General features: G+C 61.9%; 15 protein-coding genes. 10 read left to right on the top strand and 5 right to left on the bottom strand.

Going from position 1 to position 21,563, the window contains the following annotated elements; all coding sequences use genetic code 11:
* Nucleotides 1-261: 261 nt before the first annotated feature.
* Entirely contained in the window at nucleotides 262-1,047 is a 786-nt protein-coding gene (locus tag HUW53_RS17415; protein WP_237347027.1) for a transposase, read from the top strand.
* A 257-nt stretch (nucleotides 1,048-1,304) separates the two neighbouring features.
* Complete coding sequence (locus HUW53_RS17410) at nucleotides 1,305-5,066, top strand: RNA-directed DNA polymerase (protein WP_336885721.1); 3,762 nt, start codon at nucleotides 1,305-1,307, stop codon at nucleotides 5,064-5,066.
* Between the two features lie 176 nt (nucleotides 5,067-5,242).
* Here HUW53_RS17410 and HUW53_RS17405 read toward each other — a convergent pair whose 3' ends face one another.
* The 3 genes from HUW53_RS17405 to HUW53_RS17395 all read right to left on the bottom strand — a co-directional run bounded on the left by HUW53_RS17405 (nucleotide 5,243) and on the right by HUW53_RS17395 (nucleotide 7,497).
* Nucleotides 5,243-5,674: a hypothetical protein gene (locus tag HUW53_RS17405; RefSeq protein WP_237347025.1), complete on the bottom strand. Its 432-nt coding sequence runs from the start codon at nucleotides 5,672-5,674 to the stop codon at nucleotides 5,243-5,245.
* Nucleotides 5,675-5,764: 90 nt separating this feature from the next.
* A complete protein-coding gene (locus HUW53_RS17400; RefSeq protein WP_237347024.1) occupies nucleotides 5,765-6,136 on the bottom strand; it encodes a hypothetical protein in 372 nt (123 codons plus the stop codon).
* 56 nt (nucleotides 6,137-6,192) lie between these two features.
* Nucleotides 6,193-7,497, bottom strand: a complete 1,305-nt coding sequence (locus tag HUW53_RS17395) for a hypothetical protein (RefSeq protein ID WP_237347023.1) — start codon at nucleotides 7,495-7,497, stop codon at nucleotides 6,193-6,195.
* A gap of 374 nt (nucleotides 7,498-7,871) precedes the next feature.
* Here HUW53_RS17395 and HUW53_RS17390 point away from each other — a divergent pair, with 374 nt between their 5' ends.
* The 4 genes from HUW53_RS17390 (at nucleotide 7,872) to HUW53_RS17375 (ending at nucleotide 13,796) form a co-directional block, all read left to right on the top strand.
* A complete protein-coding gene (locus HUW53_RS17390; RefSeq protein WP_307500713.1) occupies nucleotides 7,872-8,132 on the top strand; it encodes a hypothetical protein in 261 nt (86 codons plus the stop codon).
* A 605-nt stretch (nucleotides 8,133-8,737) separates the two neighbouring features.
* Nucleotides 8,738-8,974, top strand: a complete 237-nt coding sequence (locus tag HUW53_RS17385) for a ribbon-helix-helix domain-containing protein (protein WP_336885720.1) — start codon at nucleotides 8,738-8,740, stop codon at nucleotides 8,972-8,974.
* The gene (locus tag HUW53_RS17380) at nucleotides 8,971-10,737 is read left to right on the top strand and encodes an Eco57I restriction-modification methylase domain-containing protein (protein WP_237347021.1); all 1,767 of its coding nucleotides are present in this window, start codon (nucleotides 8,971-8,973) and stop codon (nucleotides 10,735-10,737) included. Before HUW53_RS17385 ends, HUW53_RS17380 begins: the two co-directional genes overlap by 4 nt.
* The gene (locus HUW53_RS17375) at nucleotides 10,734-13,796 is read left to right on the top strand and encodes an Eco57I restriction-modification methylase domain-containing protein (protein WP_237347020.1); all 3,063 of its coding nucleotides are present in this window, start codon (nucleotides 10,734-10,736) and stop codon (nucleotides 13,794-13,796) included. The genes HUW53_RS17380 and HUW53_RS17375 overlap by 4 nt, the downstream gene beginning before the upstream one ends.
* A gap of 7 nt (nucleotides 13,797-13,803) precedes the next feature.
* Here HUW53_RS17375 and HUW53_RS17370 read toward each other — a convergent pair whose 3' ends face one another.
* Nucleotides 13,804-15,555 carry an ATP-binding protein gene (locus HUW53_RS17370; RefSeq protein WP_237347019.1) on the bottom strand — a complete coding sequence of 584 codons (1,752 nt, stop codon included), beginning with the start codon at nucleotides 15,553-15,555 and terminating at the stop codon, nucleotides 13,804-13,806.
* A complete protein-coding gene (locus HUW53_RS17365) occupies nucleotides 15,552-16,589 on the bottom strand; it encodes an SIR2 family protein (protein WP_237347018.1) in 1,038 nt (345 codons plus the stop codon). The genes HUW53_RS17370 and HUW53_RS17365 overlap by 4 nt, the downstream gene beginning before the upstream one ends.
* A 414-nt stretch (nucleotides 16,590-17,003) precedes the next feature.
* On the opposite strand from HUW53_RS17365, the gene HUW53_RS17360 reads away from it, so the two are divergent.
* The 4 genes from HUW53_RS17360 (at nucleotide 17,004) to HUW53_RS17345 (ending at nucleotide 21,216) form a co-directional block, all read left to right on the top strand.
* Nucleotides 17,004-19,046 (top strand): ParB/RepB/Spo0J family partition protein, encoded by a 2,043-nt coding sequence (locus HUW53_RS17360; protein ID WP_237347017.1) that lies wholly within the window; start codon nucleotides 17,004-17,006, stop codon nucleotides 19,044-19,046.
* A gap of 134 nt (nucleotides 19,047-19,180) precedes the next feature.
* Nucleotides 19,181-19,600 carry a hypothetical protein gene (locus tag HUW53_RS17355; RefSeq protein WP_237347016.1) on the top strand — a complete coding sequence of 140 codons (420 nt, stop codon included), beginning with the start codon at nucleotides 19,181-19,183 and terminating at the stop codon, nucleotides 19,598-19,600.
* 63 nt (nucleotides 19,601-19,663) lie between these two features.
* The gene (locus HUW53_RS17350; protein ID WP_237347015.1) at nucleotides 19,664-20,161 is read left to right on the top strand and encodes a hypothetical protein; all 498 of its coding nucleotides are present in this window, start codon (nucleotides 19,664-19,666) and stop codon (nucleotides 20,159-20,161) included.
* 740 nt (nucleotides 20,162-20,901) lie between these two features.
* The gene (locus HUW53_RS17345; RefSeq protein WP_092715106.1) at nucleotides 20,902-21,216 is read left to right on the top strand and encodes a DUF736 domain-containing protein; all 315 of its coding nucleotides are present in this window, start codon (nucleotides 20,902-20,904) and stop codon (nucleotides 21,214-21,216) included.
* The last annotated feature ends 347 nt before the right edge of the window (nucleotides 21,217-21,563 follow it).

Below are 21,563 nucleotides of genomic sequence, written 5' to 3'. Positions count from 1 at the left end.
AATCTGTTCTTCCGTGAACCTTGATCGTTTCATTCGTCCGTCCCTTTCATCGGGCGGACTCTAGCTATTTCTGGAGGAGTTTCAGGGGGTCACGTCAGGCGCAAGGCCCATGTCGAGGAGAGCATCGCGCGCTATCTCGCCGAGCTTGAGGAGACCGACAGGGCGGAGACCGGCCCGGCCACTCCCAGGATCCATCACCTGACCGAGCGACTGGCGTCGCTGCGCGGGCGCCTTGGCGAACTCGAGGCGATCGGCCGGCAGTTGGAAGCCTCCCCCGATGAGCAGATATCGCTGACCGATCCGGATGCCCGCGCCATGGCAACCGGCAGCGATCATCGCGGCGTGGTCGGTTACAATGTTCAGGCGGCCGTCGATACCCGGCACCACATCATCGTCGCCAATGCGGTGACCAACCGCGGTCATGACCGCTCGCATCTGCTGGAGATGGCCACGGCCGCCCAGGCCGAGACCGGCGCTGCCGAAATGATCGCCCTGGCAGATCGTGGATACTATGAGGGCGAGCAAATCCGCTCCTGCGCCAAAGCTGGCATCATCCCGATGGTGCCCAAGCCCAACACATCACCGGCTCAGGCGCGCGGCTTCTGGGGCAAGGCTAGGTTCGTGCATGAGCCTGAGACCGACACCTATCGCTGCCCCGCCGGTCAACAGCTGCAGAAACGCTTTGCCCGGGTGGAGGGCGGCAAGCTCATCAGCGTCTACTTCAACCAGAAGGCCTGCAGCGCCTGCCCGTCGCGTACCCTGTGCACAGCCGGCAAGGAGAAGCGCATCCGCCGATGGGAGCATGAGGCCGTGCTTGATGAGATGGAGCGCAGGCTTCAAGCGATGCCTGACGCAATGGCGGTCCGCCGCTGTACCGTCGAGCACGTCTTCGGCACCATCAAGGGCTGGATGGGTGCGACCCACTTCCGAACGCGCGGCCTCAAGCACGTCGCCACCGAAGCCAGCCTGGCGATACTGGCTTACAACATGAAGCGCGCCATTGCCGTCGCCGGCGTGGCCTCGACCCTCAAGGCGATAGCCGGGTGACCGGAGCCGACGCGCGCCGTGGCAACAACCTGCGCGACGATCCACAGAGTTCTCACACAGCCTCGGCCCGATTGCTGACTGGCGGCCCACAAGCGCGATCTCGACGATAGCTGTCATTGGCGGTTCCGACGCCCGACATAGCGACGTTCGCGTTCGCCCACGGGATATAATCGAAGGGAACAGGCGATTTGGCGGCTCAGACGCTCGCCTCACCGTTCAGAGCGATATACCATTCTTGAAAGCGCTGCCTGGTGTCGATGGAAATGGTGGTGCGACCAGTGATTCTCACGCTGGATTGCGCGGGGCATTTAACGGGTGAGCAAGTGCAGCGGTTACTCCCAACTTTGGACCAGGTCTCTCAGGAGTACGTTCTCGTTCAGGCCTGGAAAAAGGCTGCCTCATACATCCGCCACCACAACTGGTTCTCCGATACTCTGGAGCTAGATCGCGCGGCTGCCGACCTTCCGAGATTCATATCCCGGCTCTCTGAGCAGCTACGATCGGGCCGATACGAGACCGACGATCTGAGACTCGTTCCCGCGCCGAAGAGCCAGCGATGGCACCTTGACGCCGAAGGGCTTTGGAAGCCTGAAAAGCCAGGACCGGCGAAGATCCGACCGCTCGCCCATGTCTCGCTTTCCGATCAGGTCGCTGCCACGGCTCTACTGCTCTGCCTGAGCGAAAGGGCCGAGACGGCGCAAGGAGACCCCACAGGCAGTTTCGGATCCCCCGAGATACGCAGGTTGGTCATGTCCTACGGCAACCGTCTCTTTTGCGATCGCGATGATGAAGGAGGCGGCCTCGTCCACCGCTGGGGTTCCTCTAAACTCTACCGAGCCTATTTCCACGACTACCGCTCCTTTCTCCAACGGCCGGAGACGGTCGCCGCATCGCTCGTCACCGATGATCGAGTCCTGATCGTCCAGACCGACCTCAAGCAGTTCTACGATCGGGTGACGCCGGAGCTACTCCTCTCCAAGGTGCGGGCGCTGCAGACGCCCGATGACGATGACGCATTCTTCGATCTAGCAGGCAATGTTCTCAACTGGTCCTGGGCGGACCGCGACGAGCATCAGTTCGCCCGTTTCAAGCACCGTGCAGGCATCCCTGAGTTCGATGGCGTCGCCCTTCCCCAAGGCTTGGTGGCTGCAGGTTTCTTCTCGAACATCGTGCTGCTGGATTTCGATCGGACGGTCCTTGGACAGATCGGCCTAGAGGTTGCCAACGGCGTGTGGCTGCAGGACGCCTGTCGGTACGTCGACGACATTAGGCTGACCATCGTCGCTGCACCAGGAATCGACCCAACGGACGCTCAGGCTCGCATTATGGCTTGGCTTGAGCAAATCCTAGCCCACGGCTGTCCGGGCTTGGAATTCGCCCCGGAGAAGACATCAACAGCGTCGGTGGGCGGCGAGCAGATGCCTCTCATTCGCCAATCCCGAAAGATGGAGCGCATCCAGACCGCGATTTCTGGCGGTTTCGATGCGAGTGGTGGCGAGGAAGTCATCCAGGCGATCGAAGCGCTCGTCCGGTCCCAGTTGACGATCAACGGCGCCGAAAGAACGGCCGCTCCTCCGGGCCTAAGAGCGGTACCCGACGTCAAGGACGAGACAATCGGTCGTTTCGCTGCTGGTCGATTTAGAAAGACCTTCCGCTCCCTCAGGCCGCTCCTCGATGATCGACCCTTCATGGAGCTAGCTGAGTTCGGCGAAGAGACCTTTCGACGCACCCGGCTCTCGCAATCGGAACTGGACGACGAGGCGCGCTCCTTCGCGCTGATCCTCGTCGAGCGATGGATGCTCGACCCCTCCAACGTGCGGCTGCTGCGCGTCGCACTCGATCTTTGGCCATCCCGCCAGCTACTGGAGGAAGTGCTGAAGCTCTTCGAACCGTACCTTGCCGGTCAGATCAGAGCGGTCAGCAACCGACAGGTCGCCTATTACTGCCTCGCCGAGATATTTCGCGCCGGGGCGACCGAGACGGGCTTCGTCGACGATCCCGAGTGCCTTCCCGCTTCGGTCAATCTTGCCGAATATCGATCGCTGCTTCTGGAGGCCGCGATCCGAGTGGCCAAGGGTAAGGCCGAGCGCGTCCCGTGGTATCTCGCACAACAGGCACTCCTCTACATCGCGGTGCACAATCCCCAGGCCGTTCAATCTCGAGGAGCTCCGCAGACCAATCGATCCTACTGGCGGCTCCTGTCATTTCTGACGGGCGAACGGGACATCCCGTCGGACCGAGAATTCGCGATAACCGCAGTGGTAAGCCGAAGGTCGTTCCTCTCGAAGGATCGGGCGGTGAACCTCGTCGCTCGAATGCTCACGCCGGAGAGGTTCGCGGAGGTTGCCGCACGAGACATCGAATTCGCCCGTGACCTCTTCCGCGCCGTCGATCGGCAACTCACCGTCCCGGCGGGCATAGCCGAAGACCTGGGAATCGCCGAATGGTCGAACTCGAAGGAGATGCACTCTCTGCAGTCCTATGTTCAGGACAAAGGGCCACTGAATCCGCTGCGGAACGAGATCGGCGTCCTTAGCTTCGCCGAGAAATTCATCACACACCTTGAGCGGGAAAGTTTGCCGGAAGTCGTGACGCCATCGACGACGCAGATCGAAGTGCGTCAAATCGGGAATTACGTCCGCGTCGAGCAGGTAATTTTCAGATCGGCTCAGACCACGCCGACCTACCGGTCGATTTACACCGCGCCCTCTTGGGCGCCGGAATCCCAGCGCTGGCGCTTTCAACTCGGCTATCTCCTGCGCTTCATTCTCACAGCCAGAATAGACTTCAGCCTTCCGGTTAGGTCACCATCATGGAAGGAAGGCGAGCCCATCTATCGGCCCACCAGAGGACACTGGTTTCAGCGGCAGTACGGCTTCTACAACGGGCATGAAGCCTTCGGAGACGATTGGCTTCCCATATCACAGGTCACTCAGGATCTTCTCTTTGATCTCCTCATCTGGCCCGGCTGCCGCACCGGCAGCGCGGGCGTCGAGCAGCTCTCGCTAAAGGAGACAGCCGCTCGAGTTCGCGCTGCGTTGGTCGACGCCGATGCAGCGGTTGGCCCGGCAACGGGTACCCTGATGCTCAAGGTCGATGCGCCGATCCCGGGTACTGCTTTGAAGGGGCGCCCGCTCCGGGCCTGCGTCGTCCAGTCAATCATGCCTGAGGCCAAGGATTTCTCGGCCGCCGATCTTGAGATGTGCTCGCCACCTCTGCGGCGGAAACACCGTAAGCATCTGTCCACGGCATTGGCCGCGGTCGAAAAGATGTTGGATCTTCGCGAGACCCATAAGCCGGCGAGCAAACGCCTCGACTGGCTCATCCTGCCAGAACTGTCGGTCCATCCAGATGACGTTGCCACCCACCTCGTGCCGTTCGCGCGGGCATTTAAGACCGTGATCCTGGTGGGCATGGCCTACGAGCACGTCATTCCGGGACAGCCGCTGATCAATTCCGCCTTATGGATCATCCCGAGAATGGTACCTGGCATGGGCCTGCAAACTGTAATCAGAAGACAGGGAAAACAGCACCTCTCTCCAATGGAGCAGAAGTACGTTAAACCGGTCGAACTGATAGCCGGATTCCGCCCGTGCCAGTGGCTGGTGGGTTACGAATGGTCAAATAATCCGACCGACGATGCGCTGTGGCTCACCGCCTCCATCTGCTACGATGCAACCGATTTGAAGCTGGCGAGCGATCTTCGCGATCGCTCGGATGTGTTCGCGATCCCAGCGCTGAACCTCGATGTCGGCACCTTCGATCAGATGGCACAGGCACTGCATTACCACATGTACCAGCTCGTGTTGATCGCGAACAATGGAGCCTACGGTGGCAGCAATGCACATGTTCCCAGGGGGGAGGCCTATCAACGCCAAGTCTTCCACACCCGCGGTCAGCCCCAAGCCACGATATCCTTCTTCGAGATCGACGACATCGAAAGCATGAAGCAACGGCACCGGATGGGCGCCGAGAAGGAGGACGGGTGGAAGTATCCGCCTGCGGGCTGTCTGCGATAGATGCTCTGGAGTGCAAGCTAGGCCCGTTTTGCCAAACCTCGACCAAATGAACGATCGGCGGGTATTGGGATCGCGTCGCAGCCCAATGAACGGCCGAGATGGGGGCGCAAAGCGGACGTCGCTAACAGCGCAGTCAAGGGTCAGCAATGAGTCAATCGCGCGCGTCTTCCGCACGGTCAACGCGTTGGCGCCGCCTCAAGGGTGCACTGCGTGAAAGCCTCGCCGTCCTTGAGGAGGTGGCGCCCGGTGAGCTGCCAGCTTCGGATCGTAGTGGCGTTGCGCTGGATCGACCAGTGTTCTGTCTTGGTCCAGTGGTCGCCTTCGCCGCTGCAAGAGAAGGTGAGGGCCCATGTGGTGCCGGTCGGCGCAGGTGATTCGGCACGCACCTGCATCGCTTCACATTGCATTTCATGCGCGGCGAAGCCCTCGGGGGTGACGATCAGGAACGGGAGCTCGGCCATGTCGTCGGGGGCGGGCACATCGCAGGCGGCGGGGGGCTTCCTGGCCCAAACGCCTTGCAGTTCGGCCGGCATGCGCTCGGCCGCGTCGAGAGGGCCGCTGAGGCCGATGGCGACGATGGCGCCGAATGTCTGCCGGACGCTGCGCATAGCCTGTCTCCGTACGTGTCTGCTCACGGAGAAAGCCGCCGCAACAGCGCTGTCGCGGCGGCCATCGGTGTCGCCCCCAAGCATCGCCGTTCAGAACGCGCGGGCGGTGGGCGCCTCGATCTTCCAGTTCGACATGGCGACCTGCGCCTCGGGGCTCTCGGGCTTGGCGAAGATCCAGCCCTTGTCGAGCAGGCTTTTCGCGATCAGCTCATTGCCCTTCATGCCGAGATAAATGAGGAACGCGAGCTGGATGCCAAGGCCAATCAACGTGCCGATGGGATTGTCCGCCGCCGACGCGCCCATGAAAATGGAGCTGGCGATGTTCACGAGGATCGTCACGCCGCCCATCAGATAGAGGCGATAGAGAAACAGCGGGATGCCAAGGAAGCTGCCCAGCAGGAAGAAGAGCCAGTTCCAGCCCATCCCGATGGCCTTGAGTTCCCCCGTCTTCGGATTCTTCATCACAACCTTCACGTCAATCCCCCGGTTTGATGGTGAGCCTGTAGTGTTGAAGCGTGTCAGCGGGCGGCGTCCGTGCGGGGCAAAATCCCGTCCTTGAGCAGAAAGCCCGAGCTGCCATCGGCGAGCGTGCCGGGCGCCAATTCGGCCGCCTCTTCGCCCTGCGGTTGGATGACAATGATGGGGTCGGCCCAGCTGAACGCCTCGCCCGCCCGCACCTGCCGGCAGTCGCCCGAAGCGGTGAGCGTACTCAGAACCTGCTTGCGGTCCCGCCCCGGCCGTTGGGACAGCACGGCGTTCAGTTGCTGTCGGGTGCGGCAGAACAAGGTCAGCTCGATCACCGGGCAGGGGGCGCCGATCCGGCAAGAGCCGGCTGCGGGCTGCTCTGTCGTCGCGGGGGCGGCCGCGATCACCGGCATGGGCGCCGGTGGGTCGGCACTCACGCCCTGCAGCTCCCGCAGCTTGGCTTCGAGCTGGGCGCGCCGCGCGAGGATACGGTCGATGGAGGCTTGCCGGTCGCGCGAATAAGGCGGGCGATCCCGCGAGATCCGGGCGATGGTATACTCGCTTTCAAGGTCCTCATTGGCGCGTGCGATTGCGCTCTGCAGGCTTTCGATGCGGTCCTTGCGAGCACGTTCAGCGCGCGCCCGTGCCTGTTCGGCCTCCGCGCGCTCCAGTTCCGCCCGCTTGCGGGCCGCCTCCTGCTCGTTTTGGGCCCGTTGGGCGGCCAATTCCTGCGCGAGCCGGGCTTCCTCCGCGATCTTGGCAGCGCGCAACGGCTGTGCCGCTTCATCCTCAAGGGCCGTCAGCTGGCGTTCAATCGGGGCGATTCGTTCGGAGCCGATCCATCCTCGGGCGAAAACAGCGAAGCCCTCCCCCTCAGGGATATCCAGGAGCTTGAAAAGGCTCGCGGGAAGCGCGACCCCCGCGCCTTGCAGCCGGCTGATGCGGGCGAGGATGGGTGAGAATTGGCGCAGCCCGTCCTGCACGGCCGGATCGTTGGCATTGGCGGCCGAGACTAAGACCGCCCGAAAGCGCCGCCGTATGTCCCGTGCGAGGCCGGAGAGCTGGGCATCGGTGGCCAGCGGATCGGCGTAGGCGGTCTCGAACAGAAGCAATTGAAGGACGCAGTCGCGGTCGCCCGTGTCATCGCGCTCCAAACGTTTCCGGGCTGCGACGTTGTCGAGCTCCTTCTGGCTTGGGGTGAGCGCGCTCGGCATCGCGGCGACGAGCAGAATGGCGCGGCAGACGCCCCCCAAGGCATCCATGATGCGCGGGCTGGGCAGGTTCGGGCGTCGATCGGGGCGCGGGGCAAGGCGGACCTGGAGCGCGGCAAGGGTGGCAATCCGCTCCAAGTCGTTCATCGGCGCGCTGAGCACGTACCTTTGCTCGAAGATGCGGTCCTTGTAGCCCAGCTCAATGCCGCGCTGCGCAAAGGCGGGTTCGGCGGCAGATGCGAGGGCGAGGCCTGCGAGCAGGGCCGTGAATCTGGCTTTTCTATTTTTGGCACGATGTTTTTGCGTGGTGGATTGTGAAAATATTGGACCATAATATTACATAAATATTTCGTATATGGCGCAGGGGGCGCATGAACATTTCGTTCTCATGGATCTCTTCGCAGCCAATCTTCGAGCCCGTGCCGCGGCGCTCAACCTCTCCAACGCCGAAGCTGCCCGCCGGGCCGGACTGAACGAGCGTCGCTATTTTTCATTATGTGAGCGGGGCGAGGGAGCCGGACTTGGCGACGCTGGTGAAGATTGCAAAAACGCTTGGCGCCACGCCGGACGCGTTGCTGGGCGTGAAGCGCGAGCCTGAGGATCTGCCGGAGCCGACGGTGCGCGCGCAGCTGCTTGATCGGATGGTGTCGGCGGTGAACAATCTGGACGACTACGAGATGTCCATCGCCGTGCAGCAAGTGGAGGTCATCCTGCGCCTTCAGAACGAAAAGGACGCCGCCACCGCATCCCCGACGAGCGCGAAGGGCGAGTCTGCCGAGTGAGCCAGCCGCCCCTACGCCTTCGCGCGTGAGGGAGGCCAGCCCCTCGCAAATGTGGGGCGAAACGTGGGGCGTAATAGTCGCCGCACATTTAAGACTTTGATTTTTAATCGGAAAATATAAAAACTGGCGGGCCATGCCCGATGAAGATGAGCACTACGAGATCATCATAACCCTTTGATGATCATGCAGATTCCCATTGCTGTGCGGCTGTCGGTGGCTTTCGGCGGCAGTTGCGTGGTAAACGGCGGTCATCTCGGGTGTTCGGTATGAAAGGCACCGCGTCGCCAAATTTGCTGGCATGTCGCAGACGCACTTCAGAGCAGCGGTCGGCGCGACTCAATCGAGTATCTTGCCCGCTCGTGCATGACGCTGGCGAGCAACACCTGTCGCACTCAAAGGAATCGTCGTTGCTGGCCTTCTGATTGGGATACGGGTCGGAAAGTGCTTTCAGCACCGCGTTCAAGCGGATCACGGGCTATCGGCCCAAGCAGCATCAAAAGAAGAAATAAGGACGGGGTGACTGTCAGATAGGCGGGCATCGGCGGTGATGGGCTTGTAGCGATCATAGATTGCAATCGTGGACTGACAGCTTGATCTGTGCACCGATGTGGTGCACGGTGGTGCAGAGGGCAAATCACTTTAGAGCCGCTATGCAAAACGTACCACACGTCCATGATGACAAGTCGGCCCATCGCCTGTCAGTCAGCCTGACAGCGGAACAGCATAGGGAGCTAAACGAGATTGCTCGCAAGAATCGAGTATCAGTAGCATGGGTCGTCCGTGAAGCGGTCGACCGCCTCCTCAAGGAAGACATGCCTCTGCTTCATATGGGGAAAGAATGACTTCCGCTCGCACTAATAAACCCCGTGCTCCTAAGCCAAAGGTTGCTGCCTCTACCGTTGCGCCGCGCGGCCGCTTCTCTGACCTGGACAAAGACAAGTTGCGAGGCGGGTATTATACGTCTGCGCAGGTCGCAGAGTGGCTCTGTGGGTGGGCGATCCAGTCAGCTGATGACACTGTGCTTGAGCCGAGTTGCGGTGATGGTGCTTTCCTGGAAGCAGCCGCACGGCGGCTTTTATCGCTTGGGGTGACACCTGCGAAGATTCCACTTCACCTCACCGGTGTCGAGATCGTCACCGCTGAAGCGCGGGCGGCTATGGATCGCTTGCGCCCAAGCATTGGAAAATCGGCGGATAGCGTCGTTCGCAACTGCGACTTCTTCGGCTGGTGGGAGGGGGTCGATCAGCCTTCTTTCAACGTGATCGTGGGCAATCCGCCCTTTATTCGCTACCAGTCTTTTCCCGAACCGCATCGTACCCGCGCTATGGCGATCATGGGCGACCAGGGGCTAAAGCCGAACCGTCTGACCAACATTTGGGTGCCGTTCGTCGTCGCGGCGACGGCCAGCCTGAAGCCGGGCGGCCGTCTGGCGCTCGTGCTACCGGCAGAAATCCTGCAAGTCACCTATGCCGCGCAGCTCCGCAGCTATCTGACCGATCATTTCGAGCGCATCGACGTAATCGCATGCAATGAGCTGTTCTTTGAGAACGCGGAACAGGAAGTTATCCTGCTGCTGGCGGACGGCGCTCTGGCATCGGCGTCGGAAGGCAATGACTGCCGCGTGGCCCTCACGGCGGCGGAAACCGTTTCCGACATTACGGCCAGCAAACCGGCCCTCCTGCTGGAGCGGGCCGAAGTCAAAACGATTCGCCATGACAGCGAAAAGTGGCTGAAATACTTCCTCGACAACCGGCAGATCACCTTCATGCGGGCGCTGAAGGAAGCCGAGATCACCGCGCCCATGTCCGCGCATGCGAGCATCGACGTGGGTGTGGTCACGGGAAAGAACGAATTTTTCGTCCTGTCGGCTGATCAGGTCACCGCCTTGGGCCTCGAAGGATACACGACACCCCTCGTCTCCAGATCCGCGCAACTGAAGGGAAGTCAAATCGGCAAGGCCGACTGGAAATCCCTCGCAGCGGCCGGGGATCGCGTCCACCTTCTGAACATCAGTCGTATGCAGGCTGGTGAGTTGAGCGCCAAGCTGCGCCTCTACATCGAAGAGGGTGAGCGCAAGGAATTTCATACCGGCTACAAATGCTCGATCCGCGAGCCTTGGTATCTGGTGCCGTCCGTGTGGGTGCCGGATGGCTTTGCCTTCCGGCAGATTTACGATTTCCCACGCATGGTGTTGAACGCCTCGGGCGCAACGTCCACGGACACGATTCATCGTCTCCGTAGTAAGGGGGCGAAGCCGGAGCGGATCATTGCCAATACCTACACCTGGCTCACGGCCGCCTCGGCCGAGATCGAGGGCCGCAGCTATGGCGGCGGCGTTCTGGAGCTAGAACCGACTGAGGCCGAACGGCTGATGATGCCGGCGAAGCTGAACGGCGCGATGTCGCTGACGGAAGTGGATCAACTGGTTCGCGCAGGGCGGCTGGATTCCGTGCTGGAAGATAATGCGCGCATCGTTCTGCGCGATCATATGGGCCTGTCAGCGGCCGACTGCACGCTGCTGAAAAGCGTCTGGACGAAGATGCGGGATCGCCGGAACTCGCGCCGGCGCGGAGCCAGAAAAGCGGCGCAAGGCGATGTAGTATGACCGACGCGGACATAAAATCCGCCGCGCGCGCCCGTGTCGGCGAACTGGTGCAGAGCTTCAGGCGCAACGAAGCGGACTATCTGCGGCCCGCCTATAACGAGACGCAGGCCCGCACGGACTTCATCACGCCGCTGCTCGCGGCGTTCGGATGGGACGTGCACAATGCAGCCGGGCAGCCGCTTGGCCTGCGGGAAGTCATTGAAGAGGCCACGGTTGAGGTGGGCGAAGAGCGGCTTTCCAAGAAGCCGGACTATGAGCTGCGCCTTGCCCGCCAACGCAAGCTGTTCGTCGAGGCCAAAAAGCCGAGCGTCCATATCGACCGCAACCGGGATGCAGCGTTTCAGACGCGGCGCTATGGGTATTCCGCCAGCCTGCCGATCGCGGTGCTGACCAATTTCCACCAGCTCGCGGTCTATGATTGCCAGCCCAAGCCCGACCTGACCGACGAAGCGCATGTCGCGCGCATTCTGCTGATGCGCTACGATGAGTTCGAGGCGCGCTTTGACGAGCTGTGGCCGCTGCTCGCGCGCGCGGCCGTTTATTCGGGCGATTTCGACCGGCGTTTTTCCGTCGATGTAACGCGACACGGGGCGGAACAGTTCGACGATTTCTTCCTGCGCCAAGTGCGTTCGTGGCGCGAGCGGCTGGCGCAGGACATTCACCGCAACACGCCCGGCCTCTCGCCGGAAGAGCTGACCTATGCGGTGCAGCTTTTCCTTTTGCGGATCGTCTTCCTGCGCATCTGCGAAGACCGCGACATTGAACGCTATGAAACCCTGCGCGGCCTCGCCGCCGGCGACGGCAGTTTCAATGCCTTGCTGGCGGAGCTGCGGCGGGCCGATGCCTTCTATGATTCTGGCCTGTTCCGCCTTCTCGACGACGCCCGGCTGGGCGTCCGCATCAGCGATGATGTGCTGAGCGGGATCATCAACGAGCTATATTATCCGCAGAGTCCCTACACCTTCGCCGTTGTCGAAACCGAAGTGCTCGGTGAAATTTACGAGCAATTCCTGGGCGAGATCATCACGATCGACGCCGCCGGCGCGGTCGAGATCGCCAGCAAGCCGGAAGTCCGGGAAAGCGGCGGCGTGGTGCCGACACCCCGCTATATCGTTGACGCCATCGTGCAGCGCACGCTTGGCCCGCGCCTCGCCGGCAAGGCCCCGGACGATCTGGCGGGGTTCACGGTTGCCGATATTTGCTGCGGCTCCGGTATTTTCCTGCTGTCGGTGTTCGAGTTCCTGACCGACCATTATCTAGCCTGGTATCAGGCGAACGACCGCGCGGCGCATGTCGGCCGGACGATCTACGAAGCCGGGGCAGGACTGTGGCGGCTCACCTTTGAGGAAAAGCGCCGCATTCTGCTGGCCCATGTCCGAGGCGTGGACATTGACGCCAATGCCGTCGAGGTCGCCCGCTTCAGCCTTCTCCTGAAGCTGATCGAGGACGAAGGCGCGGCCGGCCTGCGCGATTACGTTGAGCGCACCGGCACGCCGGCCCTGCCGGAGCTGGAAGGAACGCTGCGGGCGGGCAACAGCCTCGTCAGCCAAGCGGAATGGGCGGCCGCGCGGGGCGCACTGCCGGCCCGGCTGCTGGAGAAGGTCAACCCGTTCTCGTGGGCCAACGAGTTCCCCGCCGAAACGGCACGGGGCGGGTTCGACGTGATCGTGGGGAATCCGCCCTATATCCGCATCCAGAACATGCAGGCATATTCCCCGGAAGAGGCCGCTTTCTATCAGAACGCCGCCTCGCCCTACACCACGGCGCGGCAGGACAATTTCGACAAGTATGCGCTATTTATAGAGCGGTCATTGTCTCTTGTCCGGCCGGATGGGCGGCTTGGCTTCATCATCCCGCACAAGTTCATGACGATTCAGGCAGGACGGGCGCTCCGCCGCCTAGTGACGGCCGGTCACGTCCTTGAGGAAATCGTGCATTTCGGCGTGCAGCAGGTCTTCGGGCGGCAGGCGGCGAATTACACCTGCCTGCTGATCCTCGACCGGCAGGGCAAGGCCGATGTGACGGTGGAGCGCGTCGAGGCTTTGGAGCCGTGGCGCTACGGGACGCCCGGCCCCCGGAATGTGCTGCCGGCGGCCGAGCTGACGGATGATCCGTGGCAGTTCGCGGACAACGACACGCGCGCGCTGTTCGCGCGCGTGCGGGCGGCTTGCGGCCGCGAGCTGGGGAACGCGGCGGAAATCTTCGTCGGCGTCCAGACCAGCGCCGATCCGATCTTTATTTTCCGTGCGGCGGCCGACACGGTGACGCTACGGTGGGACGGCCGGGATTGGCCGATCGAGCGCGGCATTCTCCGGCCCTGCCTGCATGATGCCAGGCTCTACCCCTACACGCGCGCCGAAGCGAACGCATGGATGATCTTCCCCTATGAGATCGTCCACAACGGCACTCGCACCATGGCCCGGCTGATCCAACCGGCAGACATGGCGCGGCGTTTTCCGGTGTGCTTCGCCTATCTGACGGCTCGGCAAGTCGAGCTGGAACGCCGCAATGTCGTCGGCGGCACCGCCGCCGATCGGCAATTCTACCAGTTCGGTCGCTCCCAAAGCCTGACCAAATTTGACAGCCCGAAGATCATCCTTCCCATTCTCTCGCTCGAAGCCCGTTACGCTTACGACGAGAGCAACATCATGATGACCGGCGGCGGGAACGGCCCTTATTATATGATCCGCCCGCTGGACGGCGCGCCAGAAAGCCACTTCTTCCTGCTGGCGGTGCTGCATCATCCCCTGAGCGAAGCGATGGTCAGGACGCATACAAGCCCCTTCCGGGGCGGGTATTATTCGCATGGCAAGCAATTCATTGAGCATCTGCCGATTCCGCCGGCGACGCCGGCGCAGCGCACCGAGATAGAATTGCTGGTGCGCCAATTGATCGACGCCAACGATGCCATGCTGGCGGCACGCACACCGCGCCAGAAAACGCTCCATGAGCGCAACGCGGTTGCGCTGCGCGAACGGATTGAAGCCCGCGTCAGCGCGTTGTTTTCACTTTCAGCCACAGATATGGCTGTGGCCAAAGCAGTGCCTGTACCTGCATGATTACAGATCAGCCGTTTCGAGATTGCCCCCGCAAGCATTCGATAGCCGACGCGATGGCAGCATCATCCGGTTTGGCCGATCCCCATTCCTTCCAGAAATCCCGCGTCGCGCTATCCGGTGCCACTTTGGGCATATCGAGCTTGATCCGCGTCGGCAGCAAAACCGCGTCACCCAACAACAGCGCCTCACCCGTATCAAGCAACGGCAAGATGCTCGTCAGCCCAGCCAGCGAATCCGGCATCAGGCGCTTGATGACGCCCTGATCGGTTTCGTTCGTCAGGCGCAAAGCTAAGAAATTATTGCACTGGCTGAGAATCGTCCGACTGACATCCGAGGGGCGCTGGCTCACCACCAACAGCGAGAAGCCGTATTTGCGGCCCTCTTTGGCGATCCGCTCGAACGATCCGAGGGCCTGGCGCTGGACCGCATCAGCGTCATCGCGAACCGGAAGATAGAGGTGCGCCTCGTCGCACAGCAGCGTAACCGGCGTCCGGGTCTTCCCGTTCATCCAGAACTGAACATCATAAAGCAACCTCGCCAGCGTCCCCGTCACTACGGGGAGCACGTCGGCGGGCACTTCAGAGAAGTCGATAACCTTGATGCCAGTGTCATCGCCAGATTGCAGCAGCTTGAGCACCTGCGCTGCAAGCCAGTCGTATTTCATCGCAGCGGGCGGCGGTGCGAACATGAAGCCGTAGCGACGATCGTCTAGTTTCGCTTCGAGGCGCGACAGGAACCGCGTCAGCTTGTCTTCCCACTCGCCTTTTACAGGCGCGCCCTTAGCGCCGATGCCTTTTGTCGTGTTGTCTGTGTGCAGAAGCCCTACCAACTGTTTGACATCGTAAGGAATGGGCGAATCGACGGTATACGTTTTCTTGATGTCCGCCTTCTTCTCGGCATCAAGCGTCTGCCCTTTTAAGGAACGGACATGCAGCGTGAACCGCGACGCCTGATTGGGCGCGTTCTGGTCGCTGCGATCGAGGATCATCGACAGCATTTCATCACGGTTAAGCAGCCAGTATGGCAGGAACAGCGTGTCGTCGCCCGGATTTTCCAGATCGCCGGGACCAGCGACGCGGAAGCGTGTAGCAAATCCTCCGTTCGCCTTATCCGCCAACGGAGCGTATTCGCCGTGCATGTCGAACACGATGATGTTTGGAAACTTCAGCTTGGCGGCCCGTTCGAGGATCAGTGCAACCGCCCAGCTTTTGCCCGATCCGGTACTTCCGAGGATCGCTGCGTGCCGCTGAAAGAACTTGTCGCCACTGGCGATCGCGTCGGCCGTGCGATCCGCGACGAACGTGCCGAGCTTGAGTCTTTCATCGGCCGAGAAACCTGCGCCCAGGATTCCCATGAAGCGCTGAAGGTTTCCGCCTTCAATGACGAAGCAGTCCCGGTCAATCTGTGGAAAGCTATCCGCACCGCGCTTGAAGGTATTCCGCCGATCTCCCTCCACCGTTCTGAATGTACCGATCAACACCCCCTGGATTAGGTCGGTCGGCACCGCTGCCAAGAGCCCGCCATCGGCATCCTCATCGTCCGGGCCTGGCAATTCTTCCCTGATGCTGCGGGTAACGCGCTCGGTCATGGCGATGAGATATTCGCGCTCCGTCGCGCCGCGAATGGCGATGAGCTGTCCGATGCCGATCCGCGTGAGCAGAACGGAGTTCGTCACATCGATCGCAACACGGCTGGTATCAACCGACGCGACGCGACCGATTTTATCCTCGTCAGCAAATTTGAGAGCGGCTTCAGTCATGGTTCAAGCACCTCGGCAACGAATGAGCCCAGATCCCACAGGTCCAGACCGGGAAAGAAAGTCTCGACGCCGGCGACAAAGACGCCAGAGCCGGAAACGCCAGCTTGTTCGGCGCGCTGAATCGCGATGACATTGCGGCATTCGTTTACGAGCTTCACCGCGTTATCCGAGAGTCCGTAGGTCAAAAGGAGCGTGGGCACGCCACTGCGGATACGGGGCGTAAGGTGAGTTTCCAGGTGATCGTCGTTGAAGCCATAGCCGATCACGAGAAAGCGGCTGGCACGGTCGATCGCCGAATTTGCCCGTTCCCGATGGCGGTCGAACGGGCTTTCGTAGCCGTTGCGGAACTTGTTCAACCCCGGCGTGATGATGAGCCGCGGTAGATCGAGATCGCCAGAGTAGCGGACGGGCTTCCCGTCGCGGTGATACCAATCGAGACTGCCATGAGGTTTGAAGATATTGGCGCGGGGACGATAACGATACTGTGCTCGTCCGGCCTTCAGCGTCACTTCCCGGCAGAAGCTCAAGCGGCTTTCCTGCTCGTTCAACTCACCTGCAAAATGGCCGACGAACAACGTATCGACGCCGAGGCTGGCTTCTTCCACGGCGACCTCAACCAAGCGATCATAGTTGGTCGTAACGACCGGAAGTCCGGTGTGAGGTTTCAACAAGTGCTTGACGAGCCCGGTAAAACGCAGCGTCCGGGTCCGCGAGAAAACTTCGGCAACGATTTGACGCTCACGCATAGCGATCAGTTCGGCCGTGCGCGCAACGATCGCGATTTCCAGTCCTGTCGTCGGTGGCACTTCCAGAAGAGCCGCTTCGAGGCCCTTGGTCGGTAGGAGCGGTGAAATCGCGTTCCACCGATCTATCTCCGCTGCCGCCAAGTCTGTTGTCACTGTCGCATCGAGATGGGCGGCCAATTCGCCCATACCCGGCAGCCCTTCCGCACATGACAGACCTGAGCCGACAACCGTTACTAGGCCGTCTGTCAGATGCTGTTGCAACAGCAGTTTAAGCTCGTGAATGTCCAAGCGCGTCCTCTCGCCAGTCTCTTCGGGGACCGATTCGGTCAGTATGGCCGATGATCAATTCCTAAGCGAGACCAACTATATCGCGACAGAATAACAAAAACGGCGATCAGGATGCGCGGCTTTCAGGTTCAGGGGCTTTGCACATCCTGATCCAGCTTTGTGCCCGTCTCCCGCTACCGCTCACGCCGAGCAGTTTGCTTGGGGGCGCTGCCCCCTGGCGCGGCGCAAGGGATCGCTGACGCTCAGCCGGGACGGTATCCCCAGCCTTCCTCCACGTCGTTCCTCCGTTCCGTGCAGGCCAGGTGATCCCCCTCCGTCCCGCCCGCCCTTGCTCCTTGCACCCCCCGGTCTCGGCGACGGCCAGGGTTGCAGCGCAGTGCTGCGCTCCAACCCAAGCCAATGAGGATCAAGACCATGACCAACATCATCGAAACGACCGCCACAGTTTCCGAAGTCCCCGCCGCCGAGAACGGCGCGGTGCTGTTCGTGCCGCTGAACAAGTTGAAGAAGTCACCCCGCAACGCCCGCAAGACCCCGCACAGCGAAGCCCATATTGAAGCGCTGTCGGCCAGCATCGCGGCCAAGGGGATGCTGCAAAATCTGGTGGTGGAGCCGGAAACGAACGCGGAGGGCGAACCAACCGGCAGCTATTTCGTGACCATCGGTGAAGGCCGCAGGCTGGCGCAGTTGCTGCGTGTGAAGCGCAAGCAGATCAAGAAGACGGAAGGTATCCGCTGCGTTCTGGACACCGAGAACGACGCGGCGGAAATCAGCCTTGACGAGAACGTCACCCGCGAGGCGATGCACCCTGCCGATCAGTACGAGCGGTTCCGGGAGTTGGCGGACAATCGCGGATGGGGCGCGGAAGAGATCGCCGCCCGGTTCGGGGTTTCCGCCCATGTCGTGAAGCAGCGGCTTCGCCTTGGCGCGGTCAGCCCGAAGCTGATGCAGGTCTATCGGGATGGCGGCTTGTCGCTGGATCAGTTGATGGCCTTCGCCATCACCGAGGATCACGACCGGCAGGAGCAGGTTTTCGATAACCTGTCATGGAACCGCGAACCCGCGACTATCCGGCGTGATCTGACCAAAGCGAACGTGGAGGCGACCGAACGGCGCGCGCGTTTCGTTGGGGCGGACGCCTATGCGGAGGCAGGCGGCACGATCATCCGCGACCTCTTCACCGAGGACCGGGGCGGCTATTTCGAGGATGCTGTGTTGCTCGACCGGCTTGTCGTCGGAAAGCTGGAAATCATCGCCGCCGAGGTGCAGGCGGCAGAGGGATGGAAGTGGACCGCCGCTCACATCGACTATCCCCATGCCCACGGTTTACGCCGCACCTATCCTCACCCGGTGGATTTGTCGGAGGAAGATGCCGCCGCCTATGACGCCACGCAGGAGGAATTGGAGCGCCTGTCGGCAGAATGGCAGGATGCGGACGTGGACCTTCCCGACGAGGTGGATCAGCGGCGCGCGGAGCTTGAAGCCGAAATCGAGCGGATCGACGCCAAGCGCCACGCCTATGATGCGGACGAGATCGCGCGCGGCGGCGTGTTCGTCATCCTCAACCATGACGGCACGGCCCGGATCGAGCGTGGTTTCATCCGCGCCGAGGACGAAGCGTTGCAACCAGAGAAAACGGAAAGCGCCGCTTATGAAGTGGATGGCGTGATCGTCACCAAGGATGGGGAGATCGTCGGGGACGAGGGAAACGAGGGCGAGCGGGCAGATTCCGCGTTCGAGACCGAGGACGAGGATGCCGGGGATGCGGGAAAGCCGCTGTCGGACCTTCTCATCCGCGATCTGACCGCCCATCGCACCCTTGGCCTTCGCCTCGCCCTTGGCGAGCAGCCGGATACGGCGCTTGTCGCCGTGGTTCACGCATTGGCGGCGCAGACCTTCTATCGTGGTGGGGAAGCATCCTGCCTCGAAATCCGGTTGACCAGTGCCTATCTCGCCTCCCATGCGGACGGAATCGAGGACACGCCCGCTGCGAAGGCGCTGGCGGATCGTCATGCCGGATGGGCGTCGGATATGCCGCGCGACGTGGCGGACCTGTGGGCCTTCGTCGCCGGTCTGGACCATGCGAGCCTCATGGCCTTGCTCGCCCATTGCGCATCGCTGACCGTCAATACGGTCAGGATGCAATGGGAGCAGAAGCCAAACGCGCGCGCGACGGCGGAGAAGCTGGCGACGGCGACGGTGCTGGACATGACGGCGCATTGGACCCCGACCGGGCAGACCTATCTTGGTCGCGTCACCAAGGCGCATATCCTCGCTGCCGTGCGGGAAGCCGTCAGCGATGAAGCCGCCGAGCGGATCGCGGGCTTGAAGAAGCCGGAGATGGCGCAGGCCGCAGAGCAGCTTCTGGCCGGAACCGGCTGGCTGCCGACCGTGCTGCGCACCGCGCGGCCTGCCGCCGAGCCGGAAGCCGACGCCTACCTGCAAGCCGCCGAGTGAGGACCGGGCCGGGATCGTGCAAGCGGTCCCGGCCTTCCTGTTTTCCACCCTCAGAAAAATCGCGGTCGCGCGGGGATCGACCCCGCGCGACCCGCCGATGACCGTGGCCGTCATCGGTTCAGGAGGACCGTGCGATGATCGTACTCATGCTGATGACCGTGGTCCTGCTCGCCGGTCTATGCGTCCTGGCCTATACGCTCGCCGTCTATGCGCTGCCCTTCATGCTCGGCGTGGAGGCAGCGCGTTGGGCCTATGCTTCCGGCTCCGGCCTGATCGGCGCGGGCTTGGTCGGACTGATAGCAGGCGCTGTCGCCTATGGTCTGCTGATCGTCCTGTTCATGGCGGTGCGCCCGCCGATCCTTCGTCTCGCCGTGGCGCTTGTTTTCGCCGCGCCTGCCGCCGTTGCGGGCTATGCGCTGATTCATGGTCTCGCGCGCGAAGCCGTGCCATCCGAAGTCTGGCGCATGATTTTCTGCCTGATCGGCGCGGGCGTGACCGGGCTGTCGGCGCTGATGCGGTTGGTAGCCACAGCAGCACCAATTCATCGTAGATGACTGAAGTTCTCTACGATTTGCGCTACCATTGCTTGAGCTTACTTCGAATGAAAGAATCATGCTGTGCTGAAGAGTGTGTCCGACCTTAACAAGCCAGACCCTTATTTTTCAGGGGACGCCGGATTTATCGGTTGCACGCTTCAAGACCTTCATAGGGATATGCGCGCGTTCGAGCTTCCCACTTCGCTTCCTGATTCCGTCCGACGATCTCATGACGCCATTCGGCACGCCTATATCTATGCCTATTTCTCGTATGATCTTTTGACCTTGGCGGCGAGCCAGACGTTTCCCTGCCTTGAATTGGCTCTACGCGAACGGATCGGCCATCAATTTGCTGGCCGAGTGAACAGCAAGGGACGACCTCGCCCGGCCATGCTCGACGAGTTGCTGAAATCGGCTAAAGAGCAAAATCTAATTTCAGCGGAGATCGAATATCTCAGCAAAATGCGAAATATGTTTGCGCATGGAAGTGATACTATACTGAACCCGCCCTTGTTTCTGACAACATTCGAGATCGTCACAGACATCATCCGGGAACTGTATCTCAGTCAGCAGGTGTGATTGCTCTGCATTGGTGCATCAGTTTGGGCGTTGCCCTTCGGGCCGCGCTCTCGGCTGCGCCGGAACCACGCCGAGGAGCGCGTTTCCGCCATTCGGCTTCGATCACTAACGCAAGGAACGGCGGCGGATCGCGTGAAGCCCCGCAACAACGGGGAACGGTGTCTTGCCGCGGTCTCCGGGGCGGCGGACTTAGGATTTGCGAACCTCGCCCTTTCCAGTCGCCCGCAATAGCGGATCACGCTTGGAGCGACGGTCCATCCCGCATTGCCGTGCGATAGAGAAGCCGGACGGGAGCGCCCAGTCCAGCAGTTCCAAACTCGGTGGCATCCGCAATCCTTGAGGCGTGGCCGCAACAACCGTCGCCAGTGCCGGTAGGACACGGGCAAGCTTTGTTCACGAACAGCGTAGGCCATACCGGGGATGCCACCCGCAGGTTCATCACGTGACAGAGGCCGAGATCGCATCATCGTTTCTCTGCCGTCCTGCAGGGGCGCACCTACGGCGTCCTCGAAAGGCATGGGTCTGACCGAAGACCGGCTTCGCCTCGATCATCCTCCCGCAACGTCCGTCACCGGCTTTTTTCCGCCGCGCGCGAGCGCGCTTTGCATCGCGAAGCAAAAAAGCCGTCGTCGGCCGTCTTCCACTTCGTTTCAGCCCTTCAGGTGCGGGCTGATCGCCTCCGGTCTCACGACCGCCATCGAGGTCGCGATAGGCGCGGCCCGAGGAACGGAGACACGACAATGGCAACCATCGGCACCTTCACCAAGACTGCGAACGGCGACATCACCGGCACGGTCAAAACCCTGGCCCTCAACGTCAAGGCCAAGTTCGTCCCGGCCGAAGGCGAAAGCGAGCGCGGCCCCGACTATCGGATCTTCGCCGGCGCCACCGAGTTCGGCGCGGCCTGGAAGAAGACCGCCCGCGAAACCGGCCGCGAATATCTCTCGGTCAAGCTGGATGATCCGAGCTTCCCGGCCCCGATCTACGCCAGCCTGGTCGAGGACGAAGGCGGCGAGGCCCACAACCTCATCTGGTCCCGCCGCAGCGCAGACTGAGCCCGGACACCTCCGAAGCCCCGCCTGAGTAGCGGGGCTTCGTCATGCTTGTCCGCGCCTTCAAGAGAATACGGCAATCAGGATATGCGGCTTTCAGATTCGGCGGCTTTGCACATCCTCATCCGGTTTCTTGCCCGGCGCCCGCTGGCGCTCATGCCGGGCGGGTTGCTTGGGGGTCTCCCCCTGGCGCGGCGCAAGGGATCGCTGACGCTCGGCCGGGACGGTCTCCCCAGCCTTCCTCCACGTCGTTCCTCCGTTCCGTGCAGGCCGGGCGATCCCCCTCCGTCCCGCCCGCCCTTGCTCCTTGCACCCCCCGGTCTCGGCGACGGCCAGGGTTGCAGCGCAGC

It is taken from the genome of Xanthobacter agilis (assembly GCF_021730435.1).
Lineage (GTDB): Bacteria > Pseudomonadota > Alphaproteobacteria > Rhizobiales > Xanthobacteraceae > Xanthobacter > Xanthobacter agilis.
This window is presented reverse-complemented; position numbering and strand designations above follow the sequence as displayed.